21 protein-coding genes are annotated in these 20,657 nt (G+C 45.6%); 16 read left to right on the top strand and 5 right to left on the bottom strand.

Features of this window, described 5'->3' with window-relative positions; genetic code table 11:
- Positions 1-5 precede the first annotated feature (5 nt).
- The 3 genes from AC27EZ_RS12795 to rne all read right to left on the bottom strand — a co-directional run bounded on the left by AC27EZ_RS12795 (position 6) and on the right by rne (position 5,993).
- Complete coding sequence (locus AC27EZ_RS12795) at positions 6-1,556, bottom strand: sensor histidine kinase (RefSeq protein ID WP_487135681.1); 1,551 nt, start codon at positions 1,554-1,556, stop codon at positions 6-8.
- Between the two features lie 140 nt (positions 1,557-1,696).
- A complete protein-coding gene (locus tag AC27EZ_RS12800; RefSeq protein WP_487135682.1) occupies positions 1,697-2,704 on the bottom strand; it encodes a protein kinase family protein in 1,008 nt (335 codons plus the stop codon).
- Positions 2,705-2,810: 106 nt separating this feature from the next.
- Positions 2,811-5,993 carry a ribonuclease E gene (rne, locus tag AC27EZ_RS12805; RefSeq protein WP_487135683.1) on the bottom strand — a complete coding sequence of 1,061 codons (3,183 nt, stop codon included), beginning with the start codon at positions 5,991-5,993 and terminating at the stop codon, positions 2,811-2,813.
- A gap of 689 nt (positions 5,994-6,682) precedes the next feature.
- Between rne and rluC the strand changes: the two genes are divergently transcribed.
- Both rluC and AC27EZ_RS12815 read left to right on the top strand, forming a co-directional pair.
- Positions 6,683-7,627: a 23S rRNA pseudouridine(955/2504/2580) synthase RluC gene (gene rluC / locus AC27EZ_RS12810; RefSeq protein WP_487135684.1), complete on the top strand. Its 945-nt coding sequence runs from the start codon at positions 6,683-6,685 to the stop codon at positions 7,625-7,627.
- A gap of 38 nt (positions 7,628-7,665) precedes the next feature.
- Positions 7,666-8,325 carry an HAD-IA family hydrolase gene (locus AC27EZ_RS12815; RefSeq protein WP_487135685.1) on the top strand — a complete coding sequence of 220 codons (660 nt, stop codon included), beginning with the start codon at positions 7,666-7,668 and terminating at the stop codon, positions 8,323-8,325.
- A 2-nt stretch (positions 8,326-8,327) separates the two neighbouring features.
- Here AC27EZ_RS12815 and AC27EZ_RS12820 read toward each other — a convergent pair whose 3' ends face one another.
- Positions 8,328-8,939 (bottom strand): Maf family protein, encoded by a 612-nt coding sequence (locus AC27EZ_RS12820; protein ID WP_487135686.1) that lies wholly within the window; start codon positions 8,937-8,939, stop codon positions 8,328-8,330.
- Between the two features lie 139 nt (positions 8,940-9,078).
- Between AC27EZ_RS12820 and yceD the strand changes: the two genes are divergently transcribed.
- The 14 genes from yceD to AC27EZ_RS12890 all read left to right on the top strand — a co-directional run bounded on the left by yceD (position 9,079) and on the right by AC27EZ_RS12890 (position 20,202).
- Positions 9,079-9,612 carry a 23S rRNA accumulation protein YceD gene (yceD, locus tag AC27EZ_RS12825; RefSeq protein ID WP_487135687.1) on the top strand — a complete coding sequence of 178 codons (534 nt, stop codon included), beginning with the start codon at positions 9,079-9,081 and terminating at the stop codon, positions 9,610-9,612.
- Positions 9,613-9,615: 3 nt separating this feature from the next.
- Entirely contained in the window at positions 9,616-9,786 is a 171-nt protein-coding gene (gene rpmF, locus AC27EZ_RS12830; RefSeq protein WP_032095795.1) for a 50S ribosomal protein L32, read from the top strand.
- Positions 9,787-9,801: 15 nt separating this feature from the next.
- The gene (plsX, locus tag AC27EZ_RS12835) at positions 9,802-10,827 is read left to right on the top strand and encodes a phosphate acyltransferase PlsX (protein WP_487135688.1); all 1,026 of its coding nucleotides are present in this window, start codon (positions 9,802-9,804) and stop codon (positions 10,825-10,827) included.
- Positions 10,824-11,789: a beta-ketoacyl-ACP synthase III gene (locus AC27EZ_RS12840; RefSeq protein WP_421134409.1), complete on the top strand. Its 966-nt coding sequence runs from the start codon at positions 10,824-10,826 to the stop codon at positions 11,787-11,789. Before plsX ends, AC27EZ_RS12840 begins: the two co-directional genes overlap by 4 nt.
- A 42-nt stretch (positions 11,790-11,831) precedes the next feature.
- Positions 11,832-12,758 carry an ACP S-malonyltransferase gene (fabD, locus tag AC27EZ_RS12845; RefSeq protein ID WP_487135734.1) on the top strand — a complete coding sequence of 309 codons (927 nt, stop codon included), beginning with the start codon at positions 11,832-11,834 and terminating at the stop codon, positions 12,756-12,758.
- 13 nt (positions 12,759-12,771) lie between these two features.
- Entirely contained in the window at positions 12,772-13,512 is a 741-nt protein-coding gene (fabG, locus tag AC27EZ_RS12850; protein WP_487135689.1) for a 3-oxoacyl-ACP reductase FabG, read from the top strand.
- A gap of 199 nt (positions 13,513-13,711) precedes the next feature.
- Positions 13,712-13,951, top strand: a complete 240-nt coding sequence (acpP, locus tag AC27EZ_RS12855; protein ID WP_334015192.1) for an acyl carrier protein — start codon at positions 13,712-13,714, stop codon at positions 13,949-13,951.
- A 78-nt stretch (positions 13,952-14,029) separates the two neighbouring features.
- Positions 14,030-15,268 carry a beta-ketoacyl-ACP synthase II gene (gene fabF / locus AC27EZ_RS12860; RefSeq protein ID WP_487135690.1) on the top strand — a complete coding sequence of 413 codons (1,239 nt, stop codon included), beginning with the start codon at positions 14,030-14,032 and terminating at the stop codon, positions 15,266-15,268.
- A 109-nt stretch (positions 15,269-15,377) separates the two neighbouring features.
- The gene (gene pabC, locus AC27EZ_RS12865; RefSeq protein WP_487135691.1) at positions 15,378-16,241 is read left to right on the top strand and encodes an aminodeoxychorismate lyase; all 864 of its coding nucleotides are present in this window, start codon (positions 15,378-15,380) and stop codon (positions 16,239-16,241) included.
- A gap of 4 nt (positions 16,242-16,245) precedes the next feature.
- Positions 16,246-17,286 (top strand): endolytic transglycosylase MltG, encoded by a 1,041-nt coding sequence (gene mltG / locus AC27EZ_RS12870; protein ID WP_487135692.1) that lies wholly within the window; start codon positions 16,246-16,248, stop codon positions 17,284-17,286.
- Between the two features lie 29 nt (positions 17,287-17,315).
- On the top strand, positions 17,316-17,933 hold the full coding sequence (tmk, locus tag AC27EZ_RS12875) for a dTMP kinase (RefSeq protein WP_487135693.1): 618 nt from the start codon (positions 17,316-17,318) through the stop codon (positions 17,931-17,933).
- Positions 17,933-18,814 (top strand): DNA polymerase III subunit delta', encoded by an 882-nt coding sequence (gene holB / locus AC27EZ_RS12880; protein WP_487135694.1) that lies wholly within the window; start codon positions 17,933-17,935, stop codon positions 18,812-18,814. Before tmk ends, holB begins: the two co-directional genes overlap by 1 nt.
- Positions 18,815-18,852: 38 nt before the next feature.
- Positions 18,853-19,626 carry a TatD family hydrolase gene (locus tag AC27EZ_RS12885; protein ID WP_487135695.1) on the top strand — a complete coding sequence of 258 codons (774 nt, stop codon included), beginning with the start codon at positions 18,853-18,855 and terminating at the stop codon, positions 19,624-19,626.
- Between the two features lie 18 nt (positions 19,627-19,644).
- Entirely contained in the window at positions 19,645-20,202 is a 558-nt protein-coding gene (locus AC27EZ_RS12890) for a pyridoxamine 5'-phosphate oxidase family protein (protein WP_487135696.1), read from the top strand.
- Positions 20,203-20,243: 41 nt separating this feature from the next.
- On the opposite strand, the gene AC27EZ_RS12895 is transcribed toward AC27EZ_RS12890, so the two are convergent.
- Entirely contained in the window at positions 20,244-20,570 is a 327-nt protein-coding gene (locus AC27EZ_RS12895; RefSeq protein WP_487135697.1) for a hypothetical protein, read from the bottom strand.
- Between the last annotated feature and the right edge of the window lie 87 nt (positions 20,571-20,657).

The raw sequence follows: 20,657 nt of genomic DNA on the forward strand, positions 1-20,657 counted from the left end.
ATTTCCTATTCATCAACGGGGAATGAGAGCGAGAATGTAGAGCCTTCCCCAAGCGTCGATTCTGCCCACAGCTTTCCGTTATGTGCATCAACAATCGCACGCGCAATTGATAGGCCTAGCCCCATACCTTCGGTATTACGTTTTAGTCTTACAAATCGCTCAAAAATGTGTTCAATATCGGATGGTGATATACCATCACCTTCATCTATAACACTGATGGTGGCCCACTTATTCTCAACGCTTACTGCGATGGTGATAGTGCCTGACGGGGGAGAGTACTTATTGGCGTTTTCTAGTAAGATGGTCAGAGCTTGCATGAACCTATCTTTGTCGACCAAGATGCTAAGATTTTCATCCGCGTTCCACTGAATAGAAAACACCCGCTGCGGGCTCATTTTTTCCCATAACTGCAGCTGCCTTGTAATGATAGGTCGCAGCTCACATTGAGAAATTTCAAGTGTGAATTCATGCATTTCAGCGCGAGCAAGTAATAGCAGGTCGTCGACTAATTTACTCAAATTTACTGCTTGATCAAGAATGGTCTGAAGGGTTTCTTTATACACCGCTTCTTCTTGAGATGATTGTCGCAGTGTGACTTGTGCCTCGCCACGGATAATCGTAAGTGGAGTTCTTAGTTCATGACTTACATCAGCCATAAATTGACGCCTACGAGTGTCCAGGTCGGTCAACCGACCATTTGCCGCAGTAAGTGCACGGGTTCGCGTTTCAACTTCATACTCTAATTGTTTACGATGTGCCTCTGCTTGCAGCTCGTGTTCAGCAAGTCGGCTAACCATCGCATTCATTGCACGAACCAAATCGGTAAATTCGCTATCTAATGTCTCAGGTAAGCGGTAATCATAGTTACCTGAGGCGATGGCATCAGTGCCGGCTTTTATTACATTTAAGGGCTGATAGAGGGCATTAAAAAGCCAATAGCATCCCAGTAGAATGAAAGGAAGTGTTATTACGCCTAGGAGAATAGTAAACCATACTATGGTTGTATTCAGGGTATCGATGCTGGCGTTAATCGACGACACTACTTGGGTCTGACGGTTGATTGCCGAATTTATTAATTCTCTAAATTGGTTATCGATAGTGTTTTCAAGTAGCGTTTGTAAGCGTTGTTGTTCGCGCAGCGGTGTGACGTCGTTACTTTGTGAAATAACGCCAAACTCTTTAATTATTTCATTTATCAGCAACTCAAGTTCATCAGTATCCTCTACACTGCCTTGCGTCGCCTCTAGACCCAGCGCATTGCGCTGTTCTAACTCGAGCCGCTTAATGCGTGATAAAATTTCACTTATCCGTTGCTGTTTATTACGTACTTTCGCTTGATTCGCGTCTACGCCGAAGATCAATTCATCGGTAAGCTGTTTAAATAAGCGGTATGAAATACTGGACAGTTTTTGATGTTCAGACAACAGGTTTTGAGCGAGCTGGCTTTGAGTCAGATTCTCACGAGTGAGGTGCGCTGTAATAGAGGCACTGGCCAACGCCACAAGAAGTATGAAGGTAGAAAATAGCCCGAAAAAGTAAAGCTTTCTTTTATACATAGCAGACAACAGCGTATTTTATTTCACTATACTACGTAATCGCGCCGAGATGAGCCCACATTCTAACCGATAAAGAAAAACAAAAGCGAGAGGCCGTGTCTCGCCGCTTATTTGTCTTACTGATACAGTGTAAAAAGAATTTATTTCTCCAGCTGCTTTAATGCGTGTTGAGAATGCATGTCAAGTACGCCATTTATTTTCCAATGGTCGGGGCTCCAGCCAGCAAGGAAACGATAAAAATCGGCACAGGCAAAGGGATACAATTGCCGCCACTCTTGTTCAAGCTGGTTAAATGCCGAGACGCCAAGACTATCGGTAAGTAGCGAGCGAAGTTTAGTGAAATAATAATTAATACATATATCAGTACCGTGTAATTGGTCGTACTTTGACAGGGCACTACCAATAAAGTAAGCGACATCTTTAACCCCGACACCATGACCGGTGTATTGAAAATCGACAGCTGCACAACTGTCGAATGCTGGAGTAAAACAGAAGTTTGCCACCTTTGCATCACCATGAAGCAAGGTTTTAAATTTTGCATTGTCGAGTGCGTCACTAATATCTCGGGCAGCATGCTTTAAAGGGGTGTCAGGCATGGCATCAAATTCATCTAAGCGGGTAGACAGATGCCAGTACGTTCCGTCTTTCCATACGCGTTCATTTTTTAAGCTTAAAAATGTCGCATGGAAATGAGCTAGCCACTTGATGACGGGTAATGCCTGCTCGATTGACAGCGAAGTGGCACGTGCGCTAAACCCTAAAACATCTAAATCTTCAAGCACCAGTAGGCTATTATTCTCAATATTATCGTGTGCGATACAGTGGGGAGTTTTGCAGTTTTCATCAGTGCGCGGTTGCAAGTTTGTGTAAAAGTAATGTTCGACATCAAATGAACGAATTTTGCGTTCATGCGCATGGCGGGAACTCCACCCCCTCGGGTGTGACGCATCTGTAGGCGGCTGCACACATTTGACTACCATATGCTGGATGTTTTCGCGTTTGACGGTAGTGCCGTCGCTATCTTTGTTTAACTGGGCACGAAAGCAAGCTCCATATCCACTCCAAAGTTGCTGTATAAGAACAGTCTTACCGACTGTTCTGCCCGTAACGTCAGCCAGCCATCGTCTATGAGTTTCATCTACTTTCATTCATTCACGTCTTTTTTGGCGCAGTAAGGAGACAAAAAAGCCGCAATTAAGCGGCTTTTTGATACGTTGCATTCATCAAGTCATATCACCTGATGGTTGCTTATTTTTAAGCAGTTATGTCGTCGACACTTGCTGGTAATGTCGTCGGCGCTGAGGCTTTCGCTGATGCTTGAGACATAACCGCACGTTTACCACAAACAACAACGTCTGGACGCGTATCGTCTGCTTTTGCAGTGAGGCTTACTTCTACTGCTACGTCATTAACTTCGGTAGGTAATGCAGTAGGGTGTGAAGCGCCACGTTTACCGCGACTACTTGCCGCTAAGCTAGCGCTTGGCTCTGCAACAATAGCCTTCTTAGGCGCTGGTGCAGCCTTTTGCGGTGCTTTCGCTTCGTCAGCTTTCGCTTCGTCAGCTTTCGGCGTAACTTGCTTTGGTGTGACTTTCTCAGCAGGCTTACGCTTATTTGCTTCGTCAGCTTCTGAAGCCGGTGAGGTTAAATCAAATTGAAGTTCATCTTGAACAATTTCAGGTGCCTTCTCTTCTTTTTTCTCAACGTTTGCTGTATCAGCTTCAAGCAGTCCAGGCTTATCCGCAATCGTTTCCTCTGCTATTGCGTCAGGGCTCTTGCTCTCCACAGCTGGTGTTGCCTCGGTCTTGGCGCTTTCGTCTGCAGCAGGGCTTTCATCAGTATTTGAAACTGTTGTTGTTTCGTTACTGATCTCAGCATCTAACTTACCTGGAAGCGTCGCTTGCGTTTGCTCTGCCGTGTTGGCATCGGCCGTTTGTGCTTCACTGTTAGATGTCGATGCTTCCTGCGCGTTCGTTGCTGTATTATCCGAGTTATCAGCATCGCTTTCATCGCTTAACTGTGCTTCTTTCTTACGGCGCTGACCTGCCGCTCGAACATGACGAGGTGAACGGCGCGAACGACCGCGGCTTTCGCGTTTCTGACCGTTTTCATCCTGCTCATTGGTTGAAGCTTCGCTTTCTTGCGAATCGACACGCTTGTCGGCCGTATCATTTTTAACATCGGTCGCAGTGTCAGCTGATTGTACCTGCTGTACATTTTTGTTTTCTGCAGGCTTAGCCGTAGCGTCAGCTGAGTTGTCAACTTTTGCCTTGGCAGGTTTAGCAGCAGGCGCTTTTACATCGCTCTGTGCTTCAGGTGCTTGCGTCGTCTCGTTTTGCGAAACGTCGTCTTGTTTTACACGGACAGTGCGACGTTTGTCTCGGCGCTTACGGCGCTCAGCAACTTCGCGTTTCTTTTGTGTTTGCGACTCTTGCTGATCAGTATCTACTTTTACTGCAGGTTCTTGAGACGGCTTCGCTTGCTCATCACGTGGCGTTTGTGCTTTGCGAGGTTTGCGGCTTTTGTTATTACGCTTGTCATCTTGGTCATTACGAGGCTTGCGTGAATCTTGCTCATCCTCTTTACCTTGCGAAGGTGCATTACGACGCGTATTTTTACGAGGTTTACGACGACGATCATCATTATTTCGATTTCGCGGGTGTCGAGCCTTACTTTGCGCTTTACGTTTTTCTTCCGCTTCCGCTTCCTGTTTCTTTTTCTCTTCTTCGCTGTCACCGAATAAATCGTTGATCCACTTACCTAAACGAGAGAATAAAGAAGGCGTGTCGTTAGACTTCTCTTCCTTAGCGGTTGGCGCTTTCGGTGCGACAACAGGCGCAGCAGTTGGAGCCACTAGGCCTTTTAGTGCGGGTTCTTCGCGTTTAACAGGGGTTGCTGCCGATGACTCGGCTTCTGCTTCTACAGCAGGCATAAGCTCAACATCATAGCTTGCATCTGCGTGTACATCATCGGGACGACGACGAAGTACCTGGTAGTGCGGCGTGTCTAAATTAGCATTTGGGATGAGCAACAAATTAACGCCGTGACGTTTTTCAAGAAGCTGAATTGATTTGCGCTTTTCGTTTAACAAGTAGGTCGCTACCGGCACAGGAAGTTGTGCTTCGATTTGCCCCGTATTCTCTTTGATGCTTTCTTCTTCAAGTATACGAAGAATAGACAATGCCAAAGACTCTGTTCCACGAATAGTGCCGTGGCCAGAACAGCGAGGACATACGATATGCGCTGAATCGCCCAGTGAAGGACGCAGTCTTTGGCGAGACATTTCAAGCAGGCCAAAACGGGATATGCGGCCTAACTGAACGCGAGCTCTGTCGTTTCTTACCGCGTCTTTCATACGGTTTTCAACTTCGCGCTGATGACGTACAGGGGTCATATCGATAAAGTCGATAACCACTAATCCACCAAGGTCGCGAAGACGAAGCTGGCGAGCAATTTCATCTGCTGCTTCTAAGTTGGTATTAAGTGCTGTTTCCTCGATATCGCCGCCTTTGGTAGCGCGTGCAGAGTTGATATCAATTGACGTAAGCGCCTCGGTAGGGTCAATAACAATTGAACCACCAGATGGCAAGCGCACTTCACGTTGGAATGCAGATTCAATCTGGCTTTCGATTTGGTAGTGGCTAAACAGCGGAACTTCGCCGCGATACAGTTTTACTCTGCTAGCAAAATCAGGACGAACTAATTCGATATGATGAAGTGCTTGTTCGTATATGCTGGTTTTATCAATCAGTATTTCACCAATATCGCGACGAAGATAATCACGAATTGCACGGACAATGACATTACTTTCCTGATGAATGAGGAACGGGGCAGGGCGCTCTTCAGCTACTTTAGAGACTGCTTCCCAATGGGTAAGTAGTACTTTTAAATCCCATTCTAACTCTTCATAAGATTTGCCAACGCCCGCAGTACGAACAATCAGTCCCATACCGTCAGGAAGTTCTAGTTTGCTTAGTGATTCTTTTAATTCGGTGCGTTCATCACCTTCTATACGTCTTGATATGCCGCCAGCGCGAGGGTTGTTTGGCATAAGTACTAGGTAACTACCCGCGAGCGATAAGAAAGTAGTAAGCGCAGCGCCTTTTTGGCCACGTTCTTCTTTATCGATTTGAATGATTACCTCTTGACCTTCCTTGATAACATCTTTGATGTTAGGACGACCTTCAAATTTATATCCTTTTGGGAAATAAGTACGGGCAATTTCTTTAAGAGGAAGGAAACCGTGGCGGTCTGCACCATAATCTACAAATGCGGCTTCGAGGCTAGGCTCTACGCGGGTTATTGTGCCTTTGTATATATTTGCTTTCTTTTGTTCGTGACCAGGACTTTCAATATCCAAATCATAAAGGCGTTGTCCATCAACAAGGGCAACGCGCAACTCTTCTTGTTGAGTTGCATTTATTAACATTCTTTTCATTGTATCTAACTCTGTTTTTTACAGCCATTTAGACACAAAATTAAAGTGACGTGTGCAAACCCTCACCGCGCAACCTCACGGCTGGACGGGGACCTTGTTGTAAAGCCGCATTATCTCGCTCAACCCCTTTTATTACTCACAACGTGTGAGTTGATCGGATTTAATTGCAAGATGTCGGGAGCGACATGCCCTTGTTTCGTATTTTACTTAACAAGCGCGAGAGACCCTCTGGCGCTTGTTTGTCATTTAATTCTGTTTGCTAAATGGCGAACTTATTTTATGTTCGCAAGTAAGATTTTGTGCTTTCTAACGGCAGTGTAGTCGTTGCCTCTAAAGCCCATTTCCGGTTTAAATTATTAATTTATTGCTAATGCAACCGGGCGTTAACCTTACTAAAACGTGAAACAAAGCGGATTATCATGGGCGTTTCTTAGCCACTACTGTAATGCACCGCACTTGTTTATATCGTGTGATTTATCGGCAATACTTATTGCGCGTTGTAAATCGCCCATGATTATCGCACCAAAAGCTAAGGTTAAGCAAGAACAGTCATGTAATAAAGCCTAAATGCGGTGAGATAAAAGTGGGTTATCGGCATTGGTGGGTAAAATGCGTTCGAATGGCGATAAAATATCAATTATGCGAAGTTTCTGTATCGATGCCCTTTTGCAATGCGGTATACTTAATACATGAAAGAACAAACTCAACAACAAGTCCGTTTCGTTACGGTAGAACAAGACCTTGCCGGTCAAAGAATTGATAACTTTTTACGTACGCAATTGAAAGGCGTGCCGAAAAGTATGATTTATCGTATTTTGCGTAAAGGTGAGGTACGAGTAAATAAAGGCAGGGTAAAGCCTGAATATAAACTCAGTGAAAATGACGTTATTCGCATTCCGCCTGTCCGCGTCTCTGAGGGCGCACCCGCACCCTCTCCGAAATTAGCCAAAATTGCTGCATTGTCTTCTTGTATTCTATACGAAGACGACCGGTTGATGGTGATCAATAAACCATCGGGCACTGCGGTTCATGGCGGCAGTGGTTTGAGCTTTGGTTTAATTGAAGGGTTAAGAGCATTGCGCCCCGATGCTAAGTTCATGGAGTTGGTACACCGCTTAGATCGTGACACGTCTGGTTGTATTATTATCGCCAAAAAGCGCTCAGCGCTGCGCCATATGCACGAGCAGCTTAGAACCGGCAAAATGGATAAGCGTTACAATGCGCTGGTTGCAGGTGAATGGCCAGAGACTCGGTTTAAAGTGAAAGCGCCGCTTCGCAAAAATGTACTTCAATCTGGTGAGCGTATGGTTAGTGTCGGCGACGACGGTAAACCATCAGAAACCCGATATCGTATTTTACAAACCTTTGAGGGCGCAACGCTTGTAGAGGCATCTCCGATTACCGGGCGTACACATCAAATTCGTGTGCATTGTTTGCATGCTGGGCATCCCATCGCGTGCGATCCTAAGTATGGTGACACAAGTTTTGACGATAAAATGCGTAAATTGGGTTTGAATCGATTATTTTTGCACGCACGCAGTATAGCCTTCATTCATCCGGGAACCGAAGAACGTATGAGTTTTGAAGCGCCATTGGATGAGGCTCTGTCAGCCACGTTAAACGCACTGTTATAAATGGTGTGTTGAAAATAATTAACGCGAAGAAGTAAATAATGTCATTAGCCCCGAAGTATAAGTTAGTTATTTTTGATTGGGATGGCACGTTAATGGACTCGGCTGCCAAGATCATAAATTGTATGCAGTTGGCCGCCAACGCCTGTGATGTGCCTATCCCCAGTGCCGATGAAGTTGGGCATATTATTGGTATCAGTTTGAAGCCCGCCATTAAACAACTTTTTAATATTGATGATGACCACCTGGCTGAACGAATAGTGTCTGCCTACAAAGAGGCTTTTGTTGACCAAGATGCAACGCCTAGCCCGCTTTTTGATGGCGTTGAGTCAATGCTTGAGGCTCTGAAGCAACAAGGGTGTGTACTTGCGGTTGCGACTGGAAAAGCCAGGCGCGGTTTAGACAGGGCTTGGGCGCAAACCGATACTGGGCGTTTCTTTAGTGCATCGCGCTGCGCAGATGACGCGCAGTCGAAGCCTTCACCAGACATGTTATTACAGCTTTTAGACGAACTCGATATTGCTGCAAGCGATGCGGTGATGATTGGTGACACAACGTACGATATGCAAATGGCGGAAGCAATTGGTATGGACCGAGTAGGAGTGTCTTATGGTGTGCATGCTCAGATTCATCTTGAACGACATTCCCCTAAAAGCATCGTGCATTCAATCGATGAGTTAGCGATGTTCTTGTCTGCATAGTATTAAGGTTGGGTTGCGACCGTTAGTAGGTCAACGCCGAAAATCTCATAGAGCATTGTGTTTAGTAGTATAAGCGGCAGCCCGATAAGTGCGTTTGGGTCTCTGCTGCTTATGCTGTCAAAAAGCAAAACCCCTAAACCTTCACATTTAAAACTACCCGCACAATCCAATGGCTGTTCTTTTTCAATATAGGCGATGAGCTTTTCTTTTCTCAGCGTTTTAAACGTTACAATAGTTTCTTCAATTTCAGTGCAGCTGAGGTTTTTACTATCACAGCGCAAAGATAATGCAGTGTAAAAATGCACGGTTTGTCCTTGGCAAAGCATAAGTTGCTTCAGTGCATTTTCAGCAGAACCAGGTTTTCCAAGCAATTGCATTGTGTTGTCAATATTGAGCATTGCCACTTGGTCACTGCCAATAACAATGGCATCTGGATGAGCAGCAGAGACTTTAGCTGCTTTTTGTTCAGCAAGCCTCTTGCTTAACACAGTAGGAGACTCACGTAGCCTTGGTGACTCGTCGATATCTGGCGAAACAGTGTCAACATGAATACCGATATTTTCTAACAGCGCTTTTCTATAAGGAGAAGAGGAAGCGAGTATTAATTGCGTCATGCATACGTCTTTAATAAATTAACAAATTAAGGGGTTGTACACATTGTAATGGTAAGCGCCAAAAAATATAGATAAAGTTGAGGTAAAATCAGATATAAGTTTTGACAGATAAGGGGCAACGCTATATCATGCGCGCCCTATGCAGAAAGTGAAACTCCCTCATTCGGTTGAACCGACCAAAAGCGCAATAATTCGCTCCGATTATCGGGGTATTATTGTATCTAAGGATATGGAACGATTATGTGAGGCAGTTGTCCGATGCAGTGACGATGTGGACGCAGAGGTACAGTTTGAAAAAGACGCGCAGGGTCTTACTGTCTTTCACGGCCACTTAGCCACGCAGGTTACACTTATCTGTCAGCGGTGTAATGGTGAAATCGATTATCCACTTGAAGTGGATTTCTGTTTTACTCCAGTGCAGGGAGAAAATCAGAATAATGAAGACATCATTCCCGAAGCTTATGAGCAGGTAGAGGTCGACGACCACGGAGAAGTTAGTCTGCTTCAAATTTTTGAAGACGAGCTACTGTTAGCAATGCCGATTGTTCCCCTTCATGCAGAGGAGGAGTGTTCAGTGAAGCGTGATGACATGTCGTTCGGAAAGATTGAACCTGAAAATGAGCGAAAAAACCCTTTCGCGGTTTTGAAAGAACTTAAGCGAGACCAGGAGTAAGTTATGGCAGTACAAAAAAATCGTAAAACGCGTTCTAAGCGCGGTATGCGTCGTTCACACGATGCGTTGACCGGTGCAACTTTGTCCGTCGATTCAACGTCAGGCGAAACTCACCTTCGTCACCACGTGACTGCTGATGGGTACTACAAAGGCAAGAAAGTAATCGGCGCGTAATACGGCGACTACATTTTGTCTAAGCTAACCATCGCGTTAGATATCATGGGGGGCGATCATGGTCCCCCTGTTATCCTTTCTGCGGCCGTAAAGGCTATTCAACTTCATCCCGACGTGAACTTTGCGTTATGCGGGGATGAAACCGTTATTGAAAACGGACTCTCTTCTTTATCTTCACAAGAACGCACACGTGTTTGCGTATATCATTGCGACCAAGTGGTTGAAATGGGCGAAGTGCCTACATCGGCATTGCGAAACAAAAAGCGTTCTTCAATGCGAAAAGTCGTTGAACTTGTGAAGCAGGGTGATGCGAATGCATGTGTAAGCGCAGGCAATACTGGCGCATTGCTCACATTATCTTTCTACTTATTAAAAACATTATCAGGCATTGATAGACCGGCGTTGATTAACATGATGCCTACCACTAGCCATCATAATGTATTTCTACTCGATCTTGGTGCAAACGTTAACTGTACGCCAGAAATCCTCTTCCAATATGGTGTAATGGGGTCAGTACTGGCGCAAGAAGTGTCTGGTATCGCATCGCCTCGTGTCGCATTACTTAATGTGGGCGAAGAAGATATCAAAGGTAATGCGCAAGTTAAATCTGCTGACCAACTGTTTAAAGACGCCCCTGGAATTAACTATATCGGTTATGTCGAGGGCGACGATATCTTCACCGATCATGCCGATGTCGTTGTTACCGATGGTTTCACTGGTAACGTGGCGCTAAAGTCGAGTGAAGGCCTTGCAAAGCTTGTGATTAATGAAGTAAAACGACAGTCACAGCGAAATTTGTATACACGTATTCTAGCCAAAATTGCTTTCCCCTTACTGAAATCTATCTACAACAGTGTGAACCCCGACCAGTATAACGGTGCGAGTCTGATAGGATTGCGCGGCATTGTTATAAAGAGTCATGGAAACGCATCAAAAGACGCCTTTTATTACGCCATTGTTCAGGCGATGAATGAAGCGAAGATGCAGGTTCCCGACAAAATAAAAACAAAGATAGAAACGGTATTGTTGGAGCAGCTTTGAGCAAATATTCACGGTTTATAGGTACAGGTAGCTATTACCCCAGTGACGTGCGTACTAACGCAGATCTAGAAGTAATGGTCGATACCAGTGACGAATGGATCACTGACCGGACAGGTATTAAAGAACGCCGTATAATTGGAGCGGAAGAAACCGCCGCTACCATGGGGTTCGAAGCGAGTAAGAAAGCCATTGAAATGGCAGGGATTGATCCTAAATCTATTGATATGATTGTGTGCGCCACCACAAGCGGCCGCTATGCACTTCCAAGCACAGCGTGTGAAATTCAACGTATGCTTGATTTAGATGGTATTCCAGCATTTGATGTGGCCGCAGCATGTGCGGGTTATTGCTACGCGTTAAGCGTAGCAGACCAGTACGTAAAGTCAGGCATGGCGAAGCGTGTTCTTGTAATTGGAACCGACTGCTTAAGCCGTCTCATTAACCCTGCTGATAGAACCATGGTGATATTATTTGGTGATGCTGCGGGCGCCACTATTATTGAAGCCAGCGATGAACCTGGGATCTTGTCTACGCATATTCATGCCGCAGGGTCGTATGGCGATTTACTCTATGTCGGTAACCCTACGCGTGGTGATGAGCAGTCAGTTCATGACAATTGGGGTGTAATGCGCGGCAATGAAGTATTCAAAGTGGCGGTGAACAAACTGTCGCAAGTAGTAGAACAAACGCTAGCAGCAAATGGTATGCAAAAGTCTGACTTAGACTGGTTAGTACCACACCAAGCCAATTTCAGAATTATCAAAGCGACGGCAAAGAAACTTGATATGTCTCTTGACCAAGTGGTAATGACATTAGAAAAATATGGCAATACGTCTGCTGCAACTGTGCCAACGGCCCTTGATACTGCTATTCGCGATGGCCGCATTCAGCGTGGACAACATCTACTACTTGAAGCGTTTGGTGGCGGCTTTGCATGGGCATCTGCTCTCGTCCGCTATTAATCTTCACACTTCTTGTGGTTTAGTAAGAATAAAAAGGAAATGATAATGAAAACAGCTTGCGTATTTCCTGGGCAAGGGTCTCAAAGTGTGGGCATGCTTAAAGAGCTCGCGGATGCCTATCCGGTGGTGCTAGAAACCTTTACCGATGCATCGCATGTTTTAGGCTACGACTTGTGGGACGTCGTTCAACATGACGCAGAGGGTAAGCTAAACGAGACGCATATCACCCAACCTGCACTTCTAACGGCAAGTGTTGCCGTTTGGCGGGTGTTGCGTGAGCAAGGCATTGAAGCGGATTATCTTGCCGGACATAGCTTAGGTGAGTATTCAGCGATGGTATGTGGTGGCGCGATGACGTTTGCCGATGCCGTTAAACTTGTAGAGGCTCGCGGCAAATATATGCAAGAAGCCGTTCCTGCCGGCGCGGGTGCAATGTACGCTATTATCGGGCTAGATGATGCGAAAATCGCCGATGTTTGTCACCAAACGGCGATTGCCACGGGTGATGTTGTAGCGCCAGTTAATTTTAATTCTCCTGGGCAAGTGGTTATCGCAGGTGAAAAACACGCAGCTGAACAAGCGGCTACCGCGTGTAAAGAGGCGGGGGCGAAACGCGCACTTCCCCTTGCGGTAAGTGTACCATCGCATTGTGAACTTATGCGTCCAGCGGCCGACAAACTAGAGGAGGCGTTAGCGCAACTCTCAGTGTCTATCCCTGCGATAAATATTGTTAATAACGTTGATGTGACTATTGAAACGCAAGCAGAAGCGATAAAAAATGCGTTGGTTCGCCAGCTGTATTGCCCAGTGCAATGGACACGTACCATCGAATATCTTGCGGCCGCAGGCGTAGAGCGAGTGATTGAAGTAGGGCCTGGCAAAGTACTAACCGGGCTCAATAAACGAATTAATAAGGGGCTGACGTCTCTTGCGGTAAGCACACCTGAGGGTGTGGAAGCATTAATATAAATAAGGACATGCTATGAGTCAGTTAGACGGCCAAATAGCGTTAGTAACGGGAGCCAGTCGAGGAATTGGTAAAGCCATTGCTACGCAACTCGCTTCTCAAGGCGCAACCGTTATCGGTACTGCGACCAGTGAAAACGGTGCAAATGCAATCAGCGAATACCTCGCGGCGTTTGGCGGTAAAGGTGTTGCGCTAAACGTTACCGACCAAGACAGTGTCGATGCGACGGTAAAGTCCATCGCTGATGAATACGGCAGTGTTGATATTTTAGTTAATAATGCCGGTATCACACGTGATAATCTGTTAATGCGTATGAAAGATGCAGAATGGCAAGATATTATCGATACGAACCTTTCAGCAATATTTACGCTGTCAAAAGCGGTACTTCGCGGTATGATGAAGAAAAGGTACGGTCGTATTGTCAATATTGGCTCGGTAGTCGGCAGCTCAGGCAATGCGGGGCAGGCCAATTATGCGGCGGCAAAAGCGGGTGTAATCGGCTTTTCGAAGTCGATGGCAAGGGAAGTGGCGTCTCGTGGTATTACTATTAACGTAGTATCGCCAGGTTTTATCGATACCGATATGACGAAGTCGTTGTCTGATGATCAGCGCGAAGCGATTTTTAAAGACATTCCAGCGAACCGTTTGGGTGAACCTGATGAAATTGCGGCCACTGTTGCGTTTTTAGTAAGCAACGGTGCAGCCTATATTACAGGCGAAACCATCCATGTTAATGGTGGGATGTATATGGGTTAAATTCACAAAAATTGTGAATTTAACGTAGTTTGGGGTGGTATTTCCCCGAACTTGGATGTAAAAATAGTAACTATAGAATTCGGAATGTTGCTGGTTTGACCAGAAAATAAGTTCAATCTGGTGCTTGCAAGGGCGGACCTTGCAAAATAAACTAGCGGCAGTTTTATTATCTAGTGACGTTTAAGGGAAATCTAGAATTATGAGTAACATTGAAGATCGCGTTAAGAAAATCATTATCGAGCAACTTGGCGTAAAAGAAGAAGAAGTAAAAGCTGAAGCTTCATTCGTTGACGATTTAGGCGCTGATTCACTTGATACAGTTGAACTAGTTATGGCTTTAGAAGAGGAATTCGATACAGAAATTCCTGATGAAGAAGCAGAGAAAATCACAACGGTTCAATCTGCAATCGACTATATCAACGCTAACAAAGACGCTTAAGTCTTAAGTAAGCGACAAACGGCTCTTCTTTAGAGCCGTTTTTGTTTCCCCACCTTAGTTCCAAAGCGAGGGCTTTTTGTGACAAAACGTCGCGTAGTGGTTACTGGTCTTGGAATGCTTTCACCATTAGGTCTTACAGTTGATAAGACTTGGCGTCGCCTTCTAGCGGGCGAGAGCGGTATCGGTGAAATCACTCTTTTTGATTGCAGTAATTATTTAACCCGTTTTGCTGGTCAAGTTGATGACTTTGATCCGCAAGATTATATAGAAAAGAAAGAAACCAAAAAGATGGACAGGTTTATCCAGCTGGGTATTGCAGCAGGTAAACAGGCCATGGCCGACTCTGGCTTAAAAATAACTGAAGACAACGCACACCGTGTCGGCGTAGCGATTGGCTCAGGAATTGGTGGTTTAGAGCAGATAGAGCAAAATCATAACAAACTGCTTAATAGCGGCCCTAAACGGGTGTCGCCTTTCTTTGTACCTTCAACCATTACCAATATGATTTCAGGCTTTTTGTCGATCATGGAGGGGTTGAAAGGACCGAATTTAAATGTGGTGACGGCCTGTACAACAGGAGTTCACAACATTGGCATTGCAGCACGAACCATTGCTTATGGCGATGCTGACGCCATGTTAGCAGGCGGCTCTGAGGCGTCAATTACGCCTTTGGGTATTGCTGGTTTTGCTGCTGCAAGAGCATTATCGTCTCGTAATGACGACCCGCAAGCAGCAAGTCGCCCGTGGGATAAAGACAGAGATGGCTTTGTAATGGGTGAGGGTGCAGGGGTTGTAATGCTCGAAGAATATGAGTCTGCGAAAGCCCGTGGCGCAACGATTTATGCTGAGCTCGTTGGCTTTGGTATGAGTGGTGATGCGTATCACATGACTTCGCCTCCAGCTGACGGTGAAGGTGCGGCTGCGTCAATGGAGAACGCGATCCGCGATGCAAATATTTCAAGCGATTTGATTGGCTATGTTAACGCGCATGGCACGTCCACGCCCGCGGGGGATGTAGCGGAGGTGGCGGCCGTTAAACGTGTGTTTAAGGACCATGCTGCTGACATTCTCGTTAGCTCGACAAAATCAATGACAGGGCATCTACTTGGCGCTGCAGGTTCTGTTGAAGCAATTTTTACCATACTGGCTTTACGTGATCGGATGGCACCGCCAACTATCAATTTAGATGAGCCTGGTGAAGGGTGTGATTTAGACTTCGTAGCGCATAAAGCCAAAGCGTTTAGTGCAGACTATGCGCTGTGTAATTCTTTTGGTTTTGGTGGCACTAACGGCTCATTGATTTTTAAACGCCCTTAAGCGCCTCAGTGTGTATTGAAAGGCAGCAATATAGTTATATTGCAGCCTTTCTTGTTTGACCACAACAACTTGGTATACTCTGCCTAATCAGTTTAGAACCGAGTAAACCGTGGATATTGTTTCAAACAGCCATCCTATCACCTCTGATGATAGAACATTCAATTACGGCGATGGTGTATTTACCACTATGTGCGTGAGTAATGGCCACGTTGAACTTTTGCCCTACCATCTACGCCGCCTGACTCATGATACCAATGTACTCGGTATCGCTATTGACATCCCTTCGCTTTCAGATGCTATTGACCATGCCGTTGCTGTTGAAGCAACAAGCGGGGCCAACGCGAATCGATTCGTATTAAAAGTGCACGTTTCGGCCGGCACAGGTGGTCGAGGTTATGCGCGTGACCCACACGCAAAGGCAATCGTTCGTTTAACCGCCCACCCGTATCCAGCTTCTTATGAAACATTGTGGTCTTCAGGTATAACAGCGATGTGTGCTGAGACACGGATGGCAGTTCAGCCTCTTTTCGCCGGCGTTAAGCATATGAATAGGTTAGAGCAAGTGTTTATCAAGCAAGAAATTGCTCGTACGCCCAATGCTCAAGATGCGCTTGTTTTTGATACAGAGGGCAATGTTGTAGAAAGTAGTGCTGGTAACGTGTTCTTTTATCAAAATGGCACTTGGCATACGCCGGTTATAGATAAGGCCGGTGTTAATGGCGTTGTGCGCCAATGTCTTATTGAGCATATGAGAGCAAGTAATACGCCAGTTGTTGAGGGGAACTATTCACGTAATGATATTGAATCAGCACATGCCATTGCGATAACTAATGCGGTTGTGGGGGTGATGTGGGTTTCAAACCTCATTGTCCCATCAAACGACGCATCACTCGCGACATTTTCGAATGGACAGCATTTATGCAATACGCTTCGTACTGTATTTGAACAATATATTGATAGTGGGAAGCAGTAATACCATGCGGGTTTTAAAAGCGTTCTTAATTCTTATTTTTATTGTTGTCATTGTAATAGCTGCCGCGATTTTTTATGTAGAGAGTGCGGTGACGACGCCGCTTAATATTGATGAGCCGCGGCTATACACAGTTACCAAAGGAAGCAACGGTTACACATTGATTAAGACTATGCGTAGTGACGATATTATTACTGTGTCGCCCCTTGTCGCAAAAATCTGGCTTAAACTATTTGCGGGTAACACACAGATTAAATCGGGTACGTTTATGCTGCTACCCACCGATTCATTAGTTGACGTGTTTACCAAGTTTACAAAAGGTGAAGAGCACTTATTTTCTATTAGCCTAATTGAAGGGTTAACATTGTCCCAATGGGTAGAGGTACTAAAAAACACTGATGGCGTTGATTATGATGTGGATGTGACGAGTATTGACAGCATTGTTAAAGGCTCGACATCGACCACCCTTAAAAACATCGGGATGAGCAATACATCTGATGATGCGTCAAATTATGAGGGATTGTTTTTAGCCGACACGTATCTTTTTACTCACGGTACGAGCGCCAGTAAGATTTTATCCCGCGCGCATGAAGCGTTGCTTACTTTCCTCGATGAACAATGGGAAACGCGTCAGCTTGAATTACCCTTTAGTTCACCATATGACGCGCTTATTCTTGCCAGTATCATTGAAAAAGAAACCGCAGTCGCGAGTGAGCGCGCGTTAATATCGGGCGTGTTTGCTAACAGGCTAAATAAGAATATGCGTTTGCAAACTGATCCAACGGTAATCTATGGGATTGGCCCCAGCTTTGACGGTAATATTACCCGTAAGCACCTTCGTACGGCGACAGCTTATAACACGTATGTTATAAAAGGCTTACCGCCTACGCCTATCGCAATGGCAGGTAAGGCCGCTATAAATGCAGCCCTTCATCCCGATGATACCGATGCCCTCTACTTTGTTTCCAAAGGCGATGGGACTCACAAATTCTCCGCAACGCTGGAAGAACATAACGCCGCTGTGCGAAAATACCAACTTCAGCGCTAACCTCATAATAAGAGAGCCCCAGTTAGAAAATGAAAGGTAAATTTATAGTTGTAGAAGGCCTTGAAGGCGCCGGTAAAAGTTCGGTTATTGGGCTTATTGTTGATACGCTAAAAGCCGCGGGCAAGATTGTTGAACAAACAAGAGAGCCCGGCGGTACGCCAATGGCCGAGGCCATTCGCGATTGTGTAAAACACAACTGGGACGAGCGAGTCAGTGAGGAAACCGAGTTGCTTTTAATGTATGCGGCGCGCGTTCAGTTACTTGATAATCGTATACGGCCTGCGTTAAACGCAGGAACGTGGGTTGTGGGAGATCGCCATGACCTATCATCACAGGCGTATCAAGGCGGTGGTAGAGGCGTAGATGCAGCAATGATGGCAGAAATTAGTAATATTGCACTAAGGGGGTTTACGCCTGACCTTACCCTTTATCTCGACGTTGAGCCAGAAACCGGGCTTGCGCGCGCCAGGGGAAGGGGGGAATTAGACCGAATCGAGCAATCTGGATTAGCGTTCTTTGAGCGCACTCGTGCCCGCTATTTAGCGTTAGCCAATGCCGACGACAACATCAAAGTAATAAACGCAATGCAAGATATTGACGCTGTGCATCGCGACGTACTTTCTGTGATTAAAGAGTATTTAGCCTAATGCTACCCTGGTTCACGTCGCTGTATTCATCATTAATTTCACGCGCTACTGCTAAGAAGCTACATCATGCGTTATTGTTTAATGGTGCGCCAGGTATCGGAAAACGAGAATTGGTTGATGGCGTGGCTTTTACGCTATTGTGTAAGAGCCCCACGGCCTCTGGACCCTGTGACGCGTGCCAAAGTTGCGCACTGCGCAAGGCGGGGAGTCACCCTGACTTTCATATATTAGAAAGCGAAAAGCAATTGGGTGTAGATAAAATACGTGAGGGTATCGCTAAATTAAGTGGAACGTCTCAAATGAGCGGGAACAAGGTACTTGTCATCCCAAAAGCTGATTCAATGACCGAAGCCGCTGCGAATGCGTTGTTAAAAACCTTAGAAGAGCCCACTAATAATACGTATTTGTTACTTATTACCGAAAGCTTGAATAAATTAATGCCCACCATACGTAGTCGCTGTGAAAAACATGCGCTGCCATTGCCATCGGTAGATGATGGTTTGAACTACTTGTACAACCACGGCGTAGAAGATGCTAGCGAAGCGTTATTGCAAGCGTATGGCTATGCGCCGCTTCGCATTGTAAGAGCGCTACAAGGTGAAAACGACTTTAATTATCGCAGCTTTACGGACGGCATGGAGGCATTGCTGGGCGGTGATCCAGATGTGCAGCCTTTTATGCTTGCAAATAAGTGGCAGGATCATGCCATTGATGTTTCGAAGTGGTGCCAGCAACGCGCACTTCAGGCCTACAAGCAACACGACCAAACCAGGGACTACGAACGTTATTGTTCGTGTGTTGAGGCGTCTAAGGTGTTGCAGCATCCAGGTGTTAATAAATCAATGGTACTTTTTAATGTACTTAAACAGTTTCAACGCTAGCGTGCGCAAGTACGCTAGCATGATAGAATAGGTGTAGTTTGTTTGTAGATTCTCATTGTCATTTAGACAGGTTAAAACAATCGCCAGAACAACTGGCGGAAACGTTACAATTTGCTCGAACACGCGGTGTAGAGCATTTTCTTTGTGTTTGCGTGTCGGTCAACGACTACGATGCTATGCGCGAGACAGTAAAAGCATTTAGCGATGTGTCAGTGTCATGTGGTGTTCACCCGCTGCATCAAGATGAAGCATGTAGCTACGAAGAGTTACTCGCTAAAGCCAGTGGCGATGAAGTTGTGGCTATTGGGGAAACCGGTTTAGACTACTTTTATAGCCCAGACAGTAAAGCGGTGCAGCTTACGTCATTTGTCGATCACATAAAGGTTGCCAATGAAACGGGAAAGCCGCTTATTATTCATACACGAGATGCGAGAGAGGATACAATAAACCTGCTTAAAACACATAAAGCAGCGAACACAAAAGGGGTGTTACACTGCTTCACTGAAAGCCTTGAAATGGCGCAAGCGGCGATTGAAATGGGCTTTTATATTTCTATTTCCGGTATTGTAACGTTTCATTCTGCCAGTGAGTTAAGAGAGGTGGTGAAAGCAATTCCGCTTGACAGGCTGCTAATCGAGACCGATTCTCCTTGGTTGGCGCCTGTGCCGCATAGGGGCAAACAAAATCAGCCAGGCTATGTCGTGGAAGTTGCTGAATTTATTGCCGATCTTAAGGGCATTAGCGTCAAAGCGCTCGCGGAAATTACCACACAAAACTTTTATTCACTCTTTTCTTTGGCTAAGCGAAATTAACACGTTGGGATATTTGTAATGCCGCAATGGCGACAAGCGCTGATAAAAAGTCTACACAAAACGCGAAGCATGCCTGAAAGTCGTTTTTTTCAGTTGGCAACGTGTGACAGCCAGGGTATGCCGCAGTGCAGAACGGTTGTATATAGAGGGATTTCAGACGATAACGAGCTAATCGTAATATCTGACACGCGCACACATAAATATGGGGAGTTGAATGAGACGCCTCATGCCCAGTGTTGTTGGTATTTCACTAAAACACGAGAACAATACCGCCTCACTACGTCGGTCTCAATATTAACCTTATCTGCTCGCGAGTCACTCGTGCGAGAGCAGTGGGGAAAGTTGTCTGATGCAGGAAAAAAACAGTTTTTGTGGGGAGAGCCCGGGACACCAAGAAATGATGCTAGTCCGCTCCATGCAGAAGGCGACTTTTCTCACGTACCAGAGCATTTCTGTGTATTGCTTCTTTCTGTTGAAAGCGTTGACTACCTTAATTTACGAGGTAACCCGCAGAACAGAGAATGGCATGTAAAAGATGCTAATGGCAATTGGCGTTGTCAGCCTGTTGTTCCCTGATAAGTAAATAGAGGGGCGATAAACCCACCGTTACAAAGTGGCTAATTTCGTGTAAGTTCAATCAAGACGATGATAAGCGCGCTGATACCCGCTAAAAGATAGAAAATACGTCCTGTGCGTTGCGACTGCATAGGGCGTGACGCCTCTGTCTTTTTTGCTTTTTTTCCTAACAGCATAACTACCCCAAAAACAGGGGCTATGAGGTAGAAAAGCCCAATGAGCGGGCTGCCCAATGAGGCCGATTTGAAAAGCGCTTGGCATTCGCCATAGCAACCATGGCCCACTGCAACAGTGTTAAATGACGCAAGCAACGTTACGATGAATATCGAAACAAACGAATACTTTTTTACCTTACTCCTATCCAACATTGCGCGTTACCAATACAGCGCTTTACACAGAGCAGCGTTTATTGTGAATAGTCGACTTATCATAGAGCATCATCCATAGAATAATAG

It is taken from the genome of Alteromonas sp. 4NH20-0056, assembly GCF_057539655.1.

Coding starts and splice junctions, on each gene's coding strand:
- rluC (WP_487135684.1), top strand. CDS start 6,683: ATGAAAGAACAAACTCAACAACAAGTCCGTTTCGTTACGGTAGAACAA.
- acpP (WP_334015192.1), top strand. CDS start 13,712: ATGAGTAACATTGAAGATCGCGTTAAGAAAATCATTATCGAGCAACTT.
- mltG (WP_487135692.1), top strand. CDS start 16,246: ATGCGGGTTTTAAAAGCGTTCTTAATTCTTATTTTTATTGTTGTCATT.
- fabG (WP_487135689.1), top strand. CDS start 12,772: ATGAGTCAGTTAGACGGCCAAATAGCGTTAGTAACGGGAGCCAGTCGA.
- tmk (WP_487135693.1), top strand. CDS start 17,316: ATGAAAGGTAAATTTATAGTTGTAGAAGGCCTTGAAGGCGCCGGTAAA.
- AC27EZ_RS12895 (WP_487135697.1), bottom strand. CDS start 20,570: ATGTTGGATAGGAGTAAGGTAAAAAAGTATTCGTTTGTTTCGATATTC.
- AC27EZ_RS12795 (WP_487135681.1), bottom strand. CDS start 1,556: ATGTATAAAAGAAAGCTTTACTTTTTCGGGCTATTTTCTACCTTCATA.
- rne (WP_487135683.1), bottom strand. CDS start 5,993: ATGAAAAGAATGTTAATAAATGCAACTCAACAAGAAGAGTTGCGCGTT.
- AC27EZ_RS12815 (WP_487135685.1), top strand. CDS start 7,666: ATGTCATTAGCCCCGAAGTATAAGTTAGTTATTTTTGATTGGGATGGC.
- rpmF (WP_032095795.1), top strand. CDS start 9,616: ATGGCAGTACAAAAAAATCGTAAAACGCGTTCTAAGCGCGGTATGCGT.
- holB (WP_487135694.1), top strand. CDS start 17,933: ATGCTACCCTGGTTCACGTCGCTGTATTCATCATTAATTTCACGCGCT.
- AC27EZ_RS12800 (WP_487135682.1), bottom strand. CDS start 2,704: ATGAAAGTAGATGAAACTCATAGACGATGGCTGGCTGACGTTACGGGC.
- AC27EZ_RS12820 (WP_487135686.1), bottom strand. CDS start 8,939: ATGACGCAATTAATACTCGCTTCCTCTTCTCCTTATAGAAAAGCGCTG.
- AC27EZ_RS12890 (WP_487135696.1), top strand. CDS start 19,645: ATGCCGCAATGGCGACAAGCGCTGATAAAAAGTCTACACAAAACGCGA.
- yceD (WP_487135687.1), top strand. CDS start 9,079: ATGCAGAAAGTGAAACTCCCTCATTCGGTTGAACCGACCAAAAGCGCA.